Annotated in this window: 14 protein-coding genes; all 14 read right to left on the reverse strand. The window is 74.8% G+C overall.

The annotated features are described in order from the left end of the window. The 14 genes from ACF1BN_RS13630 to asnB all read right to left on the reverse strand — a co-directional run bounded on the left by ACF1BN_RS13630 (position 1) and on the right by asnB (position 17,879). The gene (locus tag ACF1BN_RS13630) at positions 1 to 552 is read right to left on the reverse strand and encodes a dTDP-4-dehydrorhamnose 3,5-epimerase family protein (RefSeq protein WP_392331768.1); all 552 of its coding nucleotides are present in this window, start codon (positions 550 to 552) and stop codon (positions 1 to 3) included. Continuing rightward, positions 549 to 1,760 (reverse strand): polysaccharide pyruvyl transferase family protein, encoded by a 1,212-nt coding sequence (locus ACF1BN_RS13635; RefSeq protein ID WP_392331769.1) that lies wholly within the window; start codon positions 1,758 to 1,760, stop codon positions 549 to 551. Before ACF1BN_RS13635 ends, ACF1BN_RS13630 begins: the two co-directional genes overlap by 4 nt. After that, positions 1,757 to 2,704 carry a glycosyltransferase family 2 protein gene (locus tag ACF1BN_RS13640; protein ID WP_392331770.1) on the reverse strand — a complete coding sequence of 316 codons (948 nt, stop codon included), beginning with the start codon at positions 2,702 to 2,704 and terminating at the stop codon, positions 1,757 to 1,759. The genes ACF1BN_RS13635 and ACF1BN_RS13640 overlap by 4 nt, the downstream gene beginning before the upstream one ends. A 7-nt stretch (positions 2,705 to 2,711) precedes the next feature. Then, positions 2,712 to 4,103: a hypothetical protein gene (locus ACF1BN_RS13645; RefSeq protein WP_392331771.1), complete on the reverse strand. Its 1,392-nt coding sequence runs from the start codon at positions 4,101 to 4,103 to the stop codon at positions 2,712 to 2,714. Next, a complete protein-coding gene (locus ACF1BN_RS13650) occupies positions 4,100 to 5,383 on the reverse strand; it encodes a DUF4910 domain-containing protein (protein ID WP_392331772.1) in 1,284 nt (427 codons plus the stop codon). The genes ACF1BN_RS13645 and ACF1BN_RS13650 overlap by 4 nt, the downstream gene beginning before the upstream one ends. Next, entirely contained in the window at positions 5,371 to 6,396 is a 1,026-nt protein-coding gene (locus tag ACF1BN_RS13655; RefSeq protein ID WP_392331773.1) for an NAD-dependent epimerase/dehydratase family protein, read from the reverse strand. The genes ACF1BN_RS13650 and ACF1BN_RS13655 overlap by 13 nt, the downstream gene beginning before the upstream one ends. A gap of 3 nt (positions 6,397 to 6,399) precedes the next feature. Continuing rightward, positions 6,400 to 7,050, reverse strand: a complete 651-nt coding sequence (locus ACF1BN_RS13660) for a PIG-L deacetylase family protein (protein ID WP_392331774.1) — start codon at positions 7,048 to 7,050, stop codon at positions 6,400 to 6,402. Continuing rightward, complete coding sequence (locus ACF1BN_RS13665; RefSeq protein WP_392331775.1) at positions 7,047 to 7,841, reverse strand: sugar phosphate nucleotidyltransferase; 795 nt, start codon at positions 7,839 to 7,841, stop codon at positions 7,047 to 7,049. The genes ACF1BN_RS13660 and ACF1BN_RS13665 overlap by 4 nt, the downstream gene beginning before the upstream one ends. Beyond that, positions 7,838 to 9,073 (reverse strand): class I SAM-dependent methyltransferase, encoded by a 1,236-nt coding sequence (locus ACF1BN_RS13670; protein WP_392331776.1) that lies wholly within the window; start codon positions 9,071 to 9,073, stop codon positions 7,838 to 7,840. The genes ACF1BN_RS13665 and ACF1BN_RS13670 overlap by 4 nt, the downstream gene beginning before the upstream one ends. Then, on the reverse strand, positions 9,070 to 10,344 hold the full coding sequence (locus ACF1BN_RS13675; protein ID WP_392331777.1) for a glycosyltransferase: 1,275 nt from the start codon (positions 10,342 to 10,344) through the stop codon (positions 9,070 to 9,072). Before ACF1BN_RS13675 ends, ACF1BN_RS13670 begins: the two co-directional genes overlap by 4 nt. A 7-nt stretch (positions 10,345 to 10,351) precedes the next feature. Next, a complete protein-coding gene (locus ACF1BN_RS13680) occupies positions 10,352 to 11,686 on the reverse strand; it encodes an O-antigen ligase domain-containing protein (RefSeq protein WP_392331778.1) in 1,335 nt (444 codons plus the stop codon). 118 nt (positions 11,687 to 11,804) lie between these two features. Beyond that, positions 11,805 to 13,760 (reverse strand): alginate lyase family protein, encoded by a 1,956-nt coding sequence (locus tag ACF1BN_RS13685; RefSeq protein ID WP_392331779.1) that lies wholly within the window; start codon positions 13,758 to 13,760, stop codon positions 11,805 to 11,807. After that, positions 13,757 to 15,928 carry a bi-domain-containing oxidoreductase gene (locus tag ACF1BN_RS13690; protein WP_392331780.1) on the reverse strand — a complete coding sequence of 724 codons (2,172 nt, stop codon included), beginning with the start codon at positions 15,926 to 15,928 and terminating at the stop codon, positions 13,757 to 13,759. Before ACF1BN_RS13690 ends, ACF1BN_RS13685 begins: the two co-directional genes overlap by 4 nt. Before the next feature lie 19 nt (positions 15,929 to 15,947). Next, positions 15,948 to 17,879, reverse strand: a complete 1,932-nt coding sequence (gene asnB, locus ACF1BN_RS13695; protein WP_392331781.1) for an asparagine synthase (glutamine-hydrolyzing) — start codon at positions 17,877 to 17,879, stop codon at positions 15,948 to 15,950.

Genomic DNA, 17,879 nt, shown 5'->3' on the forward strand with positions numbered 1-17,879 from the left:
TCAGCCCTCCCTCCGCTTCAGGACCTCGGCGAGGCTCGGCGCCTCCTGGTCCCGGCGGGACACCGAGGTGACCGGCAGCGGCCACGGGACGGCGAGTTCGGGATCGTCGAAGGCGATCGTCACGTCCTCGGAGGGGTCGTGCGGGCGGTCGATGCGGTACGAGACGTCGGCGGGTCCGGTGAGGGCCTGGAAGCCGTGCGCGCACCCCGCCGGGATGTAGAGGGTCGCCTGCGTGGTGTCGGACAGCTCGAAGGTGGCCACGGCGCGGTAGGTCGGAGAGCCGGGCCGCAGGTCCACGACGACGTCGAAGATCCGCCCGTACGAGCACCGGACGAGCTTCGCCTCGCCCGCGCCGGAGCGCAGGTGCAGCCCGCGCAGTACGCCCCGGACCGACCGGGAGAGGCTGTCCTGGACGAAGGCGTCCGGGTCGAGTCCGACGGAGCGGACCACGTCGGCGTCGAAGGTGCGGCAGAAGGAGCCGCGTTCGTCGGCGTGGGGCGTCGGCTCGAAGAGGTACGCGCCGGCGATCGCCGGGACTTCGGTCGCTTTCATGGTGCCTCTCGCGGGGTGGGGACGGTGGCGGGGAACAGGGCGGTGGTCAGGGCCTCGAAGTGGGCGTCGAGCCGGCGGGAGACGTCTCGGTTCCGCTCGGCGAGGGTCCGGCGGATCGCGGGCGCGTCCTTCTCCAGCGCGCGGAACCGGTCGAGCAGCCGGTCCGCGTCGACCTCGCGCGCCGGGTGGCAGTGCTCGGTCAGGCCCATCCCGGCCATCAGCGCGTCGCTCTTCGCCGCGTAGCTGAGGGCGAGCGTCGGGGTGCCGGCCTTCAGGGCGCAGACCAGGTTGTGGTAGCGGGTCGCCACCACGGCGTCGGCGGCGGCCGCCTCCCGTGTCAGGTCGGTGAGGGAGGCGGCGCCGGCGGCGGTGACCAGCGGCGAGTCCACCGCGTCGAGGATCGCGTCGACCACCGGCGCGTCGCACGCGTCGCCGGTGAGCAGCCGGACCTCCCGGCCCTCGTCGGCGAGCGCGCGGACGAAGCGGATGGTGCCGTCGAGGTACCGGCGGTGGATCTCGTCGGCCCGGGCCCGGTCGTCGTTGCCGCCGCGGAAGGCCATCACGCCGACGCACACCCGGCCCGCCGGTCCCGCGGGAGCGGGCGCGGCGGGGGCCGGCAGGGCGAAGGCCAGGTCCGGGTGGACCGGGTCGCGCGCGGTGTCCACGCCCATCGCCCGCATCGCGTCCCGGGACAGGGCGTCCCGGTAGGAGCGGTACGCGGCCAGCCGGGCCGAGCGGCGCACCAGGGCCCGGGTCGGCCGGTCGGTGATCGCGTCCGCGCCCACGCCGACCAGCGCGACCCGGGTGCCGAGCAGCCGGCCCGACGCGCAGAGCAGGAAGAGCGCGTACGGGAACCCCCACGGCCGCAGCGGCAGCGTGGCCTCCAGCACGCCCATGCCGGGGACGATCACCACGTCGTGGCGGCGCACCCAGAGGGCGGTGCGGACGGCGTCGACGAGCTTGCCGAGGCCCTTGCCGGCGACGGCGCCCGCGCGGGACGCCGTCCGGTACTCGCCCCGGTACCAGTGCAGCCGGGTGGCGGGGATCCCGTACCGGGCCGTGACGGTCTCGGGCCCGCCGCACAGCGCGTCGACGACCGCCTCCGGACGCGCGGCGCGGAGGTACCCGAGGACGGCTTCGAGCGAGCCGTCGTTGCCGAGGTTGCCGGAGCCCAGCAGGCCGAAGACCCCCACCCTCACGGGGGTCACGCCCGCCTCCCCTCGCGTCCGGCGACCAGGTCGTCGACGGAGACGGAGAGCTTCGCCGGGTCCACCGGGGTGCGGTCCTCGACCCGCTCGCCGGCGCCCGGCCGGGCCCGGCTCGCCGCCCACTCGGCCAGGTGGCGGTAGCAGGCGCGCCGGTCGGCGGAGGACAGCGGCGCCCGCCGGATCGCCGCGACGAAGCCCCAGACGTACTCGGCGAGGAGACGGGGCGTCGGGTGCAGCCGGCCGGCCCGGCGCGGGTCCAGGTTGACGCACCGGGACCGCTTGGAGGGGTTGGCCCGCTCGGCGCGGGTCGGGTGGTCGCGGCGGAAGTAGAGCAGCTCGGGCACCTGGTGGAAGGGCCCGTGCAGGCCGATCTCGGAGACGAAGGTGCGGTCCGCGTGGTGGTAGCTGTCGTGCGGCTTCACCCGGCGCAGCACCTCGGCCCGCATCACCCCGTAGAAGTCGTCGCCGCCGGGCTCGAACAGCATGCTGCGGAACCGCTCCGGGGCGTGCGGGGAGGCGGTGGCGAGGCCGTAGGCGTACGGCACCTTCACCCGGCCGTCCTCGTCGATGACCGCCTGGTCGGCGTGGGCCAGGATGACCTCGGGGCGCTCGTCGAGCGCCTCCACGCAGCGGCGCAGCAGGTCGCGGGCGTACAGGTCGTCGTGCGAGGCCCACTTGAACAGCTCGCCCCGGCATTCGGTGAAGACGTGGTTGTGGTTCGGGGCGGCGCCGATGTTCCGGGGCAGCCGGATGTAGCGGATGCGGGAGTCCTTCTCGGCGTACCGGCGGCAGATGTCTCGGGTGCCGTCGGTCGAGGCGTTGTCGGAGACGACCAGCTCGAAGTCCTCGTACGTCTGGCCGAGGAGGGCGTCGAAGGACTCGGCGAGGTACTCCTCGCCGTTGTAGACGGGCAGGCCGATGCTCAGCCGGGGTCGGGCGGTCATGACGTCCTCACTTCACGCTCGGTGTGGTTCCTGTGGTTCCTGTGGTTCCTGTGGTTCCTGTGGTTCCTGTGGTCGTGTCCGCGGCTGCGCCGGCCGCGGGGGTCGTGCGGGCTGAGCGGGCTGAGGGGGTCGTGTGGGCGCGCAGGGCCGACCGCAGGGTCAGCCACCACACGGCGGAGCTCACGACGGTCGCGGCGGCGACACCCCAGGCGGAGCCGGCCGTGCCGCCGGCCACCGCCCCGCCGAGTCCGCCGCCGACGTAGAGGGTCGAGGCGATCAGCTGGCAGCGCAGGCTGTGCCGGGCGGCGGCGAGCGCGCGCAGCCCGGCCGCCGCGCCGGTGCCGAGGCTCGCCCCGGCGACGCCGAGCGTCGCCGGCACGATCAGCTCCGACGCGGGGTGCCAGACGCCGCCGAGGACGAACGCGCCGAGCCGGTCGGGCACGAGGAGCAGCGCCCCGCCCCACAGCAGCGCGGCGACGGCCTGCCCGCCGCCGAGCAGGAGGCAGAAGGCGCGCAGCCGGTGCGGGGCCCGCCGCAGCACCCGCGCCGCCTCCGGCACGGTGACCAGCGACAGGCCCATCAGCACGGCGAGGAAGGGGCCCAGCAGCAGCTCGGCGCCGCGCACCACCCCCACCGCGCCGACCCCGACGATCGCGCCGAGCCCGTACGCCCGCAGCTGGCCCGCGCCGGCGACGCCCGCGTTCTCGACCAGGTACCGGTAGCCGAGGTCGCGCTGCTCCCGGATCCAGCCGCGCGCCCCGCCCGGCCGGGGCCGGATGCCGGACTGGAGGCAGCCGTACCCGGCGGCCACCGCGGCGGCCGCGCCCCAGGCGAGCACGAAGGCGGCCACGCTGCCCGCGCCGGCCGCGAGGGCCATGGCGGGGACGAGCGCGACCCCGCCCAGCAGGTCGTTGGCGAACGCCTTGCGCCCGGTGCCCGCGGCGAAGAACGAGAACCGCCAGGCGTCCTGGAGCAGCAGGGCCGGCAGGACGACGCCGAGGCAGGCGAACGCGGTGCCCACACGACCGCCGACGAGGAGACCGGCCGCCAGGCACACCGCGCCGACGGCGCCGCCGACGGTGAGCGCCGTCCCCGCCGACCGGGCCGCCGCCGCGCGCCACGGAGCGTCCGGCACCCCGCTGAAGCGCACCACGAGCGGGTCGGTCGCCAGGCCCCGGGACACGGCGAGGACCACGCCGTACGTGACCCAGGCCAGGCTGAACACGCCGAACGCGGCGAGGCCGAGCGAGCGGGCCACGTACACGCCGACCGCGAAGTTGGTCAGGCTGCACACCGCCTGGTCGGCCAGGCCCCAGGAGAGCCGGCCCGCGAGGGCCCGCCGCCCGGACCGCCGCTCCGCCGGCGCCGTCGTCCCCTCCTCGGCGGTCACCGGCGTCATGCCTTGATCAGCCCGGCGTCGCGCAGCGCGTCGGCCGCGGCGGCGACCGTGTCGAACGGCAGCCCGGACCGCTCGGCGACGTCCAGCAGCCCGTGCTCGCCGTCGGAGAGGCTGAGCACCCACAGCATCGCCATCTGCGCCTCCCGGGTGTCGCTGCGCCCGCCCAGCGCGTCGTACAGCCCCCGCCGCCCCAACTGGGGTTCGCCGTAGGGACTGAGGTTGGTGTACCGGCGGTTGCGGTCGAGGACGGAGAACGCCTCGCGGCAGACCGCGAGGGTGTCCTCCATCGCCTCCGGGGAGACGAACCCCGGATCGTCGGCCGAGGTGTGGTACTCCGGGTAGCCGGCGTACGGGGTCCGGGTGAGCGAGCCGACGCCCAGGTCGAAGCCCGGCGAGCAGAACTGCCGCTCGTCGTACCCGTAGGGGGTGAACTCGACCACCCGGTGCGGGCGCCCGGACGTCTCCAGCACGTGCCGCATCACCCGGTCGATCTCCGCGTCGCCGCGCCGGCTCCGCTTGTACGTCAGATCGCCCCGGTCGCCCGCGCAGGCGAGCACCACACCGTGCTTCACCCGGTCCACCCGCTCCGCGTTCCGCGCCAGCCAGGTGATCGCCCCGATGGTGCCGGGCGCGAAGAGGAACCGGTACGTGTGATGGGGGGTGCGGCGGGCCAGCTCCCGGGCCAGGAAGACGGCCACCGCCACGCCGGCCAGGTTGTCGTTGGCCAGCGACGGGTGGCAGACGTGGCAGGAGACGATCACCTCGTCCGCGACCCTCCCGGGGACGACGTGCTCGGCGTAGGTGAGGTGTCCGTCGGCGAGCGTCGAGTCGACGCGCACCTCGTACTCGCCGTCCGGCAGCGCGTCCAGGGTCTCCTGGGCCAGGCAGAACCCCCACTCCGGCCGGTAGTAGCTGGTGCGGTACGGCACCCAGGAGGGGTGCTCCGGCAGCGTGTGCAGGTGGCCGCGGAGCTCGGACAGCGGCATCCGCGCCGCCACCGGGACGCTGTAGCCGAGCACGTGCAGGCTGGACGCGGCGAAGTCGACGACCCGCCGGCCGGTGGCGTCGGCGACGTACGCGTCCCGGATGTTCCACTCCTGCGGCACCGTCCAGTCCAGCACGCGCGTGCCGGTCGGCACCTCGTGCACGTCCAGCGGCAGGTACTCGCCGACGATGTCCAGGGTGGCGCGCACCCCGTCGCCGGTGATGCTCCGGCAGATCGGGTACAGCCGCTCCACCAGGGCGTGCATCTCCTCGCCGGGCGTGGTCATCGGCGCCACCGCAGGGTGCCGTCGACGGCACCGGCCTCGGACGCGGCGCGCAGCACGGCGAGGCGGGTGAAGCGCCGCTCGAAGTCCTGCCGGGTCAGGCCGTGCCCGCGGTAGGCGTCGGCGAGTTCGAGCGCACCCTGCTTCACCGTCCACCAGCACTCGAAGCCGGGGACGGCCGCGCGGAAGCGGGAGAAGTCCACCCGGTACGACCGCGGGTCGGCGCCGTTCTCCCCGGTGATGACCACCCGCGCGCCGTCCACCGCCTCCGCGACCTGCGCGGCGATCTCCGCGACCGTCACGTTGTTGGTCTCGCTGCCGATGTTGAAGGCCCGGTCGTGCACCGCCTCCCGGGGCGCCTCCAGGGCCGCCGTGAAGGCCCGCGCGATGTCGGCGGCGTGCACCAGCGGGCGCCACGGCGTGCCGTCGGAGAGCACCAGCACCTCGCCTGACAGCAGGGCGTGGCCCACCAGGTTGTTCAGGACGATGTCGGCGCGCAGCCGGGGGGAGTGGCCGAAGGCGGTGGCGTTGCGCATGTACACGGGGGTGAAGTCGGCGTCGGCGAGGGCGTGCAGGTCGTCCTCCACCCGCACCTTCGACTCGGCGTACGGCGTCACCGGCCGCAGCGGCGCGTCCTCGCCCACCAGCTCGTCACCGCCGGCGGCGCCGTACACCGAGCACGTCGACGCGTACAGGAAGCGCCGCACCCCGGCGTCGCGGGCCAGCCGGGCCAGCCGGACCGACGCGTGGTGGTTGATGTCGTAGGTGAGGTCGGGCGCCAGCGAGCCCAGCGGGTCGTTGGAGAGCGCCGCCAGGTGGATGACGGCGTCGACCCCGGCCACGTGCTCGGCCGTGACGTCGCGCAGGTCCACCCGGTGCCCGTCGGGGTCGGCCGGGCGCGGGCCCAGCACGCACTCGGCGAACAGGCCGGAGTCGAGACCGACGACCTCGTGCCCGGCGGCCGCGAGGATCGGGGCCATCACGGTGCCCAGGTAGCCCTGGTGTCCGGTCAGCAGTACGCGCACGGTTCATTCCCCCAGATCGAGAGTGAGTTTGGAGACGGCGAACGCCTCGGCGTAGCGGGCGTGGCATTCGATGCCCCGGATCCGCGCGAGGCCCAGGAACGCCTCACGGTCGTACCAGGGCCGGTGGCGCTGCGAGGGGTAGTGCTCCTGGAGCAGCCGCACCTTCCGCTCGGCGACCTCCGCCGACAGCGGCTGGTAGGCCACGGGGCGGCCGAGGTCGCCGTCCCACTTGACGATCTCGTAGCCGAGCACGAGGTGGTCGCGGAAGGCCGTGGGCAGCAGCCGCGCCAGGCCGCGGTGGTCCTGGTGGGAGTCCTCGGCACGCGGGGCGAGCACCAGATCCGGATCGGTCCGGCCGCGCAGTTCCTCCACCGCGGACTTCGCCTCCTCCCAGTGCGCCGGGAGCCGGCCGTCCGGCAGCTTCAGCACCGTCAGCCGCAGGTCGGCGCCCGGACAGAACGCGGCGAGCGCCGCCCGCTCCTCGTCCTCCCGCTCCCCGCCGCCCCCGGTGAGCACCAGCGCGTCGACCCGGAGACCCGGGCGGGCGAGGCACAGCGTCAGGAGCGTGCCGCCGGCGCCGATCGCGATGTCGTCGCAGTGCGCGCCCACGGCGACGATCCGCTCCAGGGGCCGCCCGGCCCCGAGCCCGATCACGCCCCCGCCCCGGCGCGGTCCCGCTCCCACACGGCCCACGGGCGCTCGCCCCGCGCGTACGCCTCGTCGAGCGCGGCGCGCTCCTTGACGGTGTCGGTCGGCTTCCAGAAGCCCCGGTGCCGGTGCGCCACGAGACGCCCCCGCTTGGCGAGCTGCGCGCAGCCGTCGGCGACCAGGTCGCCGTTCTCCGGGATGTGGTCGAAGACCTCCTGGCGGAGCACGAAGTAGCCGCCGTTCTCCCACAGCGGCAGCTCGCTCACCGGGGTGATGCCCCCGACGAGGCCGTCCTCGCCCAGCTCCACGCAGTGGAAGGAGGACTGCGGCGGCACCACCATCATCGACGCGCCGGCGTCGCGCCGCGCGAACCGGTCGATCATCTCCGGCAGCGGCGCGTCGGTCAGCACGTCGGCGTAGTTGGCGAGGAACATCTCCTCGCCCTCCAGGTGGTGCCGCACCCGGCGCAGCCGCTCCCCGATCGGAGACTCGATGCCGGTCTGGGCGAAGGTGATCGTCCAGTCGGCGATGTCCGTGGACAGCAGCTCGGTCCGGCCGCCCCGCAGCACGAAATCGTTGGACGTCGTCTCCTCGTAGTTGAGGAAGAACTCCTTGATGTGGTGGGCCCCGTACCCGAGGCACAGAACGAACTCCGTGTGCCCGAAGTAGGCGTAGTACCGCATGACGTGCCAGATCAGCGGGCGCGGTCCGACCATCGCCATCGGCTTGGGCACGTCGTCGGTGGCCCCGGCGCGCATGCGCAGTCCGTAACCGCCGCAGAACAGGACGACCTTCATCGCGTCACCTCGACGATGCTCAGCTCCGGTACGGGGAAGACGAGCCGTCCGCCCCACTCGTGCACGTAGGCCAGCTGTTCGACCAGCTCGGCCCGCAGGTTCCACGGCAGGACCAGCACGTAGTCCGGCCGGTCGGCGGCGATCCGCTCGGGCGGCAGGATCGGGATGCGGGTGCCCGGGGTGAACCTGCCGTGCTTGTACGGGTTCCGGTCGACCGTGTACGCGAGCAGGTCGGGCCGGATCCCGCAGTGGTTCAGCAGCGTGTTGCCCTTGCCGGGGGCGCCGTAGCCGACCACGGTCTTCCCGCGTTCGGCCGCGTCGATCAGGAACCGCAGCAGGTCCCTGCGCACCTTCGCGACCCGGGCGGAGAACTCGCCGTACCCCGAGAGCTCCTGGAGCCCGGCGGCCTTCTCCCGGTCCAGGACCTCCGCCACCCGGGGCGACGGTTCGCCGGCGGCCTCCGCCGGGCGGGCCCACAGCCGGATGGAGCCGCCGTGCGTCGGCAGCAGCTCCACGTCGACGAGCGTGAGCCCGCCGCTCGCCAGCGCCCGGGCCGCGGACGCCACCGTGTAGTACTGGAAGTGCTCGTGGTAGATCGTGTCGTACTGGTTCTCCTCCATCAGCGTCAGCAGGTGCTGCACCTCGACGGAGACCCAGCCGTCGTCGGCGACCAGGGACCGCAGCCCCCGCGTGAACCCGACGACGTCCGGGATGTGCGCGTACACGTTGTTCGCCACCACCAGATCCGCCGGGCCGTGCTTCGCGCGGACGGCCGCCCCGGTCTCCGGCGACAGGAACGCCGTCAGCGTCGGGACGCCCGCCTCCCGCGCCGCCGCCCCCACGTTCACCGACGGCTCGACGCCCAGGCAGCGGATCCCCCGGTCCACCACATGCCGCAGCAGGTACCCGTCGTTGCTCGCGACCTCCACCACGAAGGAGTCCCGGCCGAGCCCGAGGCGGTCCACCGCGTCCCCGACGAACGCCCGCGCGTGCTCCACCCAGGACGTGGAGTACGAGGAGAAGTACGCGTACTGCGTGAACGTCTCCTCCGGGGTGATCAGCGGCGGGAGCTGCGCCAGCCAGCACTCCGCGCAGACCCGCAGGTGCAGCGGGTACGCCGGCTCCGGCCGGTCCAGCTCGTCCGCCGCCAGAAAGCTCTCGCACGGCGGGGTCGCCCCCAGATCGACGACGCTGGTCAGCGCCGCCGCACCACAGAGTCGGCACCGTGTCATCTGCTTCCCCCATCCCGCCCGCGCGGGCGCACCCGCGGCGAGCCAGTCGATTCCCCTACGGACGGCGGGGCGCCCCCGCCGCCGGACCGGCCCGCGATCACGGACCGGTACTCCTTCTCCAGACGCGCCAGGCCCACGGCCGGGCCGAAGCCCCGCTCGTACCGGCGTCTGGCCGCCCGTCCCATCTCCCGGTTGGCGTCGGGCCCGGCCGCGATCCGGCGCAGGCACTCCGCGAGCGAGGCGACCTCGCCCGGCCGGTGCAGCAGCCCCGTCACCCCGTCCTCGACGAGCTCGGCGAACCCGCCGTGACTCGCGGCCACGGCCGGCACGCCCGCCGCCATCGCCTCCGCGACCACCAGGCCGAAGGTCTCCCTGGCCAGCGAGGGCGCCACCACGGCGACCGACCGCGCGACGGCCTTCCGGCACTCCTCCGGGCCGTACAGACCGGCGTACCGCACGTCGTCCCGGCCCGCCGCCCACGCGGTCACCTCCGGCTCCAGCGGGCCCGCGCCCGCCACGACCAGCGGCACGCCCAGCCCGCCGTCCGCCGCCAGCGCGTCCCACGCCGCCATCAGCAGCCGCACCCCCTTCGCCTCCGCGAGCCGGCCGAGGAAGAGCAGGTGCTCCCCGTCGCCCTCCCTGCGGACACCCGGATCGGGCACGAAGTTGTGCTTCACCACGAGCCGCCCGGCCGGCATGCCCGACCGCACCAGCACGTCGCGCTGCGCCGCCGAGATGCAGAAGAACCGGTCCACGCCGGACCACCACCGCCGCCGGTTCACCGCCAGGCCGACCGCGAGCGGCACCGTCGCCGGCCGCGAGTCCCGGTAGCAGCCGTGCCGCACGGCGGGCAGCGGCACGCTCCGCCCGACGCACGCGGTGCACTCCCGGCCCTCCCGGTGCAGCGTCCCCGGCGGGCACACCTGCGTGTAGTTGTGCAGCGTGGCGACGACCGGCACACCGGCGTCGGCGCACGCGGCCAGCACGGCGGGGGAGAGCAGCGGGAAGACGTTGTGGACGTGGACCACGTCCGGGCGGTCGGCCCGGAGCCGCGCCGCCAGCTCCGTACGGACCGCCGGGTTCCACGGCACCAGCAGCGGCACCGCGACCTTGCCGAGCAGGGACCGGCCCGCGATGTCGTCGCTGCGCCGCTCGAACAGCCCGACCCGGTGGCCGGCCGCGCGCAGCAGCCCCACCTCCTCCTCCACCACCCTGTTCTCCCCGCTCGGCTGCGCCGAGGAGTAGTGGTTGTGCACCACCAGGACGCGCATGCTCAGGTCACCTCCGGGCCCATCGCGGGACCTGTCGTCGGGAAAGTCCGGGCGCCGGCGGCGGGCCGGGCGCCACGGGCGGTACGGGCGCCGCGAGCAGCGCCGCCGCCAGGGTCAGATGCAGCAGGTACGCCGAGGCGTCGCCCAGCCCGACCTCCGTGTACGACGAGAGCGCGCAGTAGGCGATCAGGAAGATCGCGCACGCCCTCGGCAGCGACGGCGGCCGCAGCAGCGCGACCCCGCCCAGGGCCAGGAGCATCCCCGCCACGAGGACCACACCCAGCAGCCCCTGCTCGTGGTAGACGGCCAGCCAGCTGTTGTCGATCGGCAGCCCGTCGAAGGACTTGTCGCTGAGCCCCACGCCGAACAACCGCTCCCGGACCGTCCGGGGCTCCGCCAGCAGGGCGTTCCAGACCTTCGCCCTGCCGGTCAGGTCGGAGAGGCTCTCCTGGCTCTGCCCGCGCAGGAACCACGCCTGCAGCGCGGAGCTGAACACCACGGCGGCCACCGTCGCGCACACCACCGCCCAGGCGAAGAACCGGCGGGCGGGAGCGCTCGTGAGGAACAGCGAACCGATCGCGAGCACCAACCCGACCAGCAGCCCCAGCGTCGCCGTCCGGGTGTGGGTCATCGCGAGCAGGACGAGCGCCGGCACGACGATCGCCACCGCACCCGCCCGCGTGGTCCTGCGGCCGAGGAGGAGCAGCACGGTCAGCCCCACCACCACCGCCGCGTACTGCCCGATCTGAGGCGGCGTCAGCGGCCACAGCGCGCCGACGAGCCGTTCCCCGTAGTACTCCGGCAGCGCCGTCCCGGGCGCGACGAGCAGGCCGGCCGCCACGAGCACCAGCACCGCCACGTACATGCGGACGTGCGTGCGGACGAGGGCCAGGCTCTCGTCCCACCAGCGGCTGAGCAGCCACAGCGTGGCGACGAAGAGCGCCAGCCGGGCACAGCGGAACAGCGCCCCGAAGCCGACCTCCAGCTGCACACTGGCGAGCACGCTCGGCACCAGCAGCAGGGTCAGCAGGAACACGAAGGCGCTGGGACGGACGCGCAGCCGCAGATTGAGCGCGAGCGCCAGCCCGAACGCGGCCACCAGCGCGCCCATCGTGCCCATCTGGATGAGCGAGCGGGGGATCGGCACGACCGTCTTCGCCCCGGCGGAGCCGAGCGTGTTGAACCCCAGCAGCGCCCAGGCGATCCCGACGCCCCTCGGCGGACCGGCCGCGCCCGGTGGCGCGACGCCGCCGCCGGACGGCGCGCCCGTCGCACCGGGCCCGCCGGGCAGCCCGCGTCGGACCGTACCCGCGGCCCCCGGACGTCCCCCCTCGATCCCCAACCGTCCCCCCTCCATCCCGTCGCTCCTCCCCGATCCCGCGTCCCCCGGTGCGGGCCGCCCCCGCCGCCCGACCGCCCCTCCGCCGCCCTGCCGCCTCTCCCCGGTCCGACCGGCGCCCCTAGCCGTGGAACCTGAGCACGGTCGTGAACTCCCGCGCGCCGTCGGCGAAGCCGGTGCCGACCAGCGTCGTACTGGGCTCCTTGCGGCCGAACCCGGCCGAGTACCAGCCCAGCGGCGGCGCCGTCTCGCCGCGGTGCGCCCGCCAGGACAGCTCCGCGGGCAGGTCGAGCCCGGCCGAGCGGTCCTCGCCGTCGCGGTCCCAGGTGAGCACCGCGCGGTTCCCCGCCAGCTCCGCGCCGATCGCCGGGCCGAGGTGGAACACCAGCCGCACCTCGCCCCGCTCGCCGCGCACCTCGTCGACCACCCGCAGCTCCCGGTCCTCCCCGCTCAGCTCCACCCGGCGTCGGTGCGTGACGGGCCGGTAGCCGTCGTGCTCGGCGCACCAGCGGGCCGGCTCCCCGCCGGGGTCCGCGACCAGCACACGGCTGCCCGCGTGCCGGGTCCACAGGAAGGGGCCGCCGGAGACGGACTGGTCGGCGCCGCCCCACTCCAGCGTGTTGTGGCCGAGGGTGGACCGGAAGTACCGCCGCCACTCCGGCTGCCCGTGGTAGCAGTACGTCCCCGGGTCGGCGAGCACGTCCACCCCGTCGTGCCGGACCTCCACGGACAGGGCGTCGGCGTGGGCGTGCGCGGCGATCGACAGGAAGCCGTGCGGGCCGGCGTCGCAGCGGCACCAGATCCCGCCGGGACCGCGCAGGACGGTCATCCCCGCGTCCGCGAAGTGGGCCGGCCGCTCCGCCGGGCGGCGCACGGCCGGAGCCGCGCCGCCCTTCCCGTACGGCCGGACGAGCGCGCCGAGGAACACGGTGCGCACATCGGTGCCGGGCACCCGCGGCCACCAGGGGAGCCGGCCGAAGACGGCGTCCCCGGTGGCGAGGAGCGACCCCCAGCGGTCGGTCGCGGGACCGTCCACCACGAGACCGTGCCCGTCGTCCGCGTCGCCCTGGCGCGGCGGCCGCAGCCGGTCGTCGACGACGGCGGCGAGCGCGTCGGTCATCCGCAGCAGCACCAGCCGCACCGACGGCGGCACCGGCACCCCGGCGGTGTCCGCCTCGGCGACGGCGGCGAGGCCGAGTTCGAGCACGAGCCCGTGGTACTCGGTGGCCAGCTCGCGGTTGAGTCCGGACGGGAAGGTGTTGCTCCGCAGGTGCCGCTCCAGCGACCGCAGCGCGTCGGCCCGCCAGCGCGCCGAGGACGGGAACCAGCCGAACGCGCAGGCGGCGGCGAACTGCCCGGCAGCCTCGGCGACGACGTGGTTGTTCGCCGACGACCCCCGGCTGGGGAAGGCGGCCAGCCACCGCTGGTGGTGCCAGATCTGGCGCACCGCCACCGGGTTGTCCTCGAACAGCCCGGGCGCGCCCCGCCAGCCGTCGAGCAGCCGGCGGATCCACACCCAGGAGAGCAGCCGGATGCCCAGCTCGATGCCGCTGGTCCAGTGCACCCCGCGCAGCGGCGCGTTCGCCGCCCACCAGGACCGCAGGTGGCGGTCCACCCGCTCGGCGTACCGCTCGTCCCCGGTGACCGCGTAGGCGGCGGCGAGCACGGTGAGGTACTGGTGCCGGGACAGCTCCCAGATCTGCTTGATGTCGCCGACCGCCTCCTCGTCCCGGTACGGCACGTCGAAGGCGTACCCCCAGGGGGCCCGGCGGCCGGTCCTGGGGTCGAACCACCAGTCGGGGTCGGCCAGGTCGTCGCGGTCGACCCCGAAGTAGCGGGCGTGCCCGGCCATCAGCCGGTCCGCCTCGGCGACGAGCCGCTTCGCGGCGTCCGGAGGCACCGCGGCGAGCGTCCCGGCGGGCAGCACGGCCGTGAACCGCGCGCCGGTCACCCGCGGACAGCGCGGGCGCGCCGAGCGCCAGCGCCGCCGCCGTAACGTGTCGACCGTCCGGCCGCCGACCTCGCGCGGTCCCATCCGGGAGAGCCGCCGCAGGTACCAGCCCGGGCCCATGCTCATCGCGCCCGCTCCAGCGTCACCGGCGCGCCGCTCGCCAGACCGGCCTGGACGGCGAGGGTGGCCGCGGTGGTGGCGACCAGCGACTCCAGCGGCACCGGCATCGGCCCGCCGGTCCGCACGGCCCGGACGAACGCGGCCAGTTCGGCGTTCTGCCCCTTGTCCCGGGCCTTCGGGAGCCGGGAGCTGACCCACCGGTCGGGGCCGTGGACCGAGGCGCGGACGAAGTCGTCGAGCTTCAGCACCTTGCCGTCCGCGAGCAGGTCCAGGGTCTCCTTCGGGAAGGCCGAGGCGCCGGTGGTGACATAGCTCAGGGTGGCGGTCGAGCCGTCCGGGTAGCCCAGCACGACCTGGAGGTCGTGGTTGCCGGGCGTGGCCGTCGCGTACACGGAGACCGGGTCGGCGCCGAGGAGCCAGCTCGCCGTGTCGATGAAGTGACCGCCCTCGCCCGCGAACCGCGAGCCCTCGGTGGTCTGCCGGAGGTACCAGCTGCCGTGCTGGAGCCGGCCCGCGTTGATCAGATAGCGCAGGCTCGCGGGGCCGGTCCGGGCGCCGAACCGGCGCCGGGCCTCCTGGAGCAGCGGCGCGAAGCGGCGGTTGAAGCCGACCTGGATCCGGTCGTTGCCGGACTCCTCCACGGCCGCGAGCACCCCGGCCAGCTCCTCCTCGGAGAGCGCCAGCGGCTTCTCGACGAAGACCGCCTTGCCGGCGAGCAGCGCCTTGCGGGTCAGCGCCGCGTGCGAGCTGTGCCGGGTGACGACGAAGACGGCGTCGACGGACGGGTCGCCGAGCACCGCGTCGAGGTCCGTGGTCGCCGCGGCGAAGCCGAACTTCCGCCGGGCGTTCGCCGCCGACAGGGCCGTCGTGGTGACGACCGTGGACAGCTCGACGCCGTCCCGGCCCACCAGATGCGGCAGCAGCATCGACGTCGCGTAGTTCCCCGCCCCGACGAACGCGAGCCGCACCGGCCCGCGGGCGGCCCGGACCGGACGGCGCTCCCCCCGCACGGCCGGCACCGCGACCTCGGGCGCCGCCGCCTCCACGGGCTGCCCGGGGTACCGGAAGAGCACGGCCACGGCCTTCAGATCGCCGTCCTTCAGGGACCGGTACGTCTCGACGGCGTCGTCGAACCCGGCGATGTGGGAGATCAGCGGCTCCACGTCGACACGGCCCCGGTGCAGCTGGTCGAGGAAGCACGCCAGGTTGCGGCGCTCGGTCCAGCGCACGTACCCGATCGGATAGTCCCGCCCCTCCAGCTCGTACTCCGGGTCGTACCGCCCGGGGCCGTAGCTGCGGGAGAACCGGACGTCGAGCTCCTTCTCGTAGTACGCGTTCCACGGCAGGTCGAGGCGGCACTTGCCGATGTCCACCACCCGGCCGCGGTCCCGGCACAGCCGCGCGGCCAGCTCGACCGGCTGGTTGTCGGCGCCGCCCGCGGCCAGGTACACCTGGTCCACGCCGTGCCCGTCGGTCAGCTCGGCGACTGCGGCCTCCACGGCCGCCGACGCCGGATCGCCGCAGGCCGCCGCGCCGAGCCGCTCGGCGAGCTCGCAGCGCGCCGGGTCGGGGTCGACACCGACGACCCGGGCTCCCGACGCGGTGAGCAGCTGCGCCACGAGCTGTCCGATCAGGCCGAGGCCGATGACCAGGGCCACGTCGCCGAGCCGGGGCTCGCCCTGGCGGACGCCCTGGAGGGCGATCGAGCCGACCGTGCCGAAGGCCGCGTGCCGGGACGCGAGGCCGTCCGGGACGCGGGCGTAGAGGTTCCTCGGCACCCAGTTCACCTCGGCGTGGAGCGCGTGCTCGTTGCCGGCGCAGGCGACGAGGTCGCCGACCTTCACGTCGTCGACACCGTCGCCGACCTGCTCGACCACCCCGCACAGCGAGTAGCCGAGCGGCGTGTACGAGTCGAGCTTGCCCATCACCTTGCGGTAGGTGGCGGGCACCCCGTTGGTGGCGACACTCTGCATGACCTTGGCGACCTGGTCGGGCCGCGAACGGGCCTTGCCCACCATCGACATGCCGGCCTCGGACACCTTCATCAGCTCGGTGCCGGTCGAGATCAGCGAGTGGGCGGTCCGGACGAGGACCCCGCCCGGCTTGCACCCCGGGGCGGGCACGTCGAGCACCGCCAGCTCGCCGGTCTTGTAGTTCTGCACAACCTGTTTCACCCGAAGTCCCCTTGTTTCTCTACGCGTTCGAGGAGGCGTGCCGGACGGACCCGGAGGTCGCCTCGCGGTACCAGTGTTCGAGGGTCAGCACGTGCCAGAGGTGCTTGGAGTAGTCGCGGTGCCCGGCCGCGTCCGCCGCGACCATCCGGGCCAGCGCGTCGCGGCGCAGCAGCCCGGAACCGACCAGGACGCCGTCGTGCACCACCTCGCGCACCAGCGGCGCCAGGTCACGGCTCATCCAGGCCCGCAGCGGGGCGCTGAAGAGGCCCTTGGGCCGGTACACGATCTCCCGGGGCAGGACCGTGGCGGCCGCCTCCTTGAGGACGGCTTTGCCCTGCCGTCCGACGATCTTGCGGTCGCCGGGCACGGCGAACGCCGCCCGGACCACCTCGACGTCCACGTACGGCACCCGCACCTCGGTCGACGCGGCCATGCTCGACCGGTCGGTGTAGGCGAGGTTCAGGCCCGGCAGGAACATCCGGGCGTCGCCCAGGCACATCCGGTTGACGAAGTCGTCGAGGTCGTTGTCCTCGTAGACGTCCGCGTGCTCGGTCAGCACGTCGTCGACCGTCCCGGCCAGGCCGGGATCGACCAGCGCGAGCAGCTCGCCCCGGTCGTACATGGTGTAGCTGCGGCGGAAGGCGGTCTCCTCCGGCAGGTCCGCGAAGGAGAGGAACCGCTTCGCGAACCGCACCGACCGGTACCCGCGCCGCGCCGAGGCGACCGGCAGCCGGTCCACGGCGGCGGACACGCCGCGCCGCAGTGGCCGGGGGACCCGCTGGTAGCGCAGCGCCAGCAGATTGGCCAGGTGCTTGCGGTAGCCGGCGAACAGCTCGTCGGCCCCCATCCCCGAGAGCATCACCTTGACCCCGGCCTCCCGGGCGGCCGAGCAGATCAGATACGTGTTGATCGCGGCGGGGTCGCCGATCGGCTCGTCCAGGTGGTACGTCATCCGCGGCAGCAGGTCGAGCACGTCCGGCGCGATCTCGATCTCGTGCAGGTCGACGCCGTACCGCGCGGCGACCCGCCGGGCGTACCCCAGGTCGTCCGGCATCGCCTCGAAGCGGGCGTCCTCGGCGCGGAACCCGATCGTGTAGGCGGAGATCCCCGGCTGCTCCCGGGCCGCGAGCGCGGTCAGATAACTGGAGTCCAGACCGCCGGAGAGGAAGGTCGCCACCGGCACGTCGGAGAGCAGGTGGCGCCGGGTCGAGTCCTCCACCACGGCCGCCAGGTCCGGCAGTTCGCCGGAGCGGGCCCGCTCCCGGCCCTCGGCGGCCACGTCCCTCAGCCGCCAGTACGTGCCGCGCCGCTCCCGCCCGTCGGGCGTGATCCGGAGCCAGCTCCCCGGCGGCAGCTTCTCCGCCTCGCGGTAGGCGCACCGCGAGTCCGGCACCCAGTAGTAGAGCAGCGAGGCCACCAGCGCCGCCCGGTCCACCTCCAGCCCGCCGGTCGCGGCGGCGAGCGCCTTGAGCTCGGAGGCGAACACCAGCCCCCCGCCGCGCCGGAGCAGGAACAGCGGCTTGACGCCCAGCTGGTCGCGGGCGAGCACCAGCTCGCCGGTCCGCTCGTCGAAGATCCCGAACGCGAACATCCCGCGCAGCCGGGGCAGGCAGTCGGTGCCCCACCGCCGCCACGCCTCCAGCAGCACCTCGGTGTCGGAGGTGCCGCGGAACCGCACCCCGGCCGCCGCCAGTTCGGCCCGCAGCTCCGGCGCGTTGTACAGCTCGCCGTTGTACGTCAGGACCAGGCCGTCCGACACCATCGGCTGCGCGCCCGTCGGGGAGAGGTCCACCACGGCCAGCCGGCGGTGGCCCAGGTGGACCTCGCCGTCCCCGGCCGCGTGGCTGTACCGGCCCGCCCCGTCGGGGCCGCGGTGGGAGAGGACGTCGGTGATCCGGTCGGTGACCGCCTTCCCGTCCGGCCACCGGTACGTACCCGCGATGCCACACAT

The organism is Streptomyces sp. NPDC014861 (assembly GCF_043081625.1).
Lineage (GTDB): Bacteria > Actinomycetota > Actinomycetes > Streptomycetales > Streptomycetaceae > Streptomyces.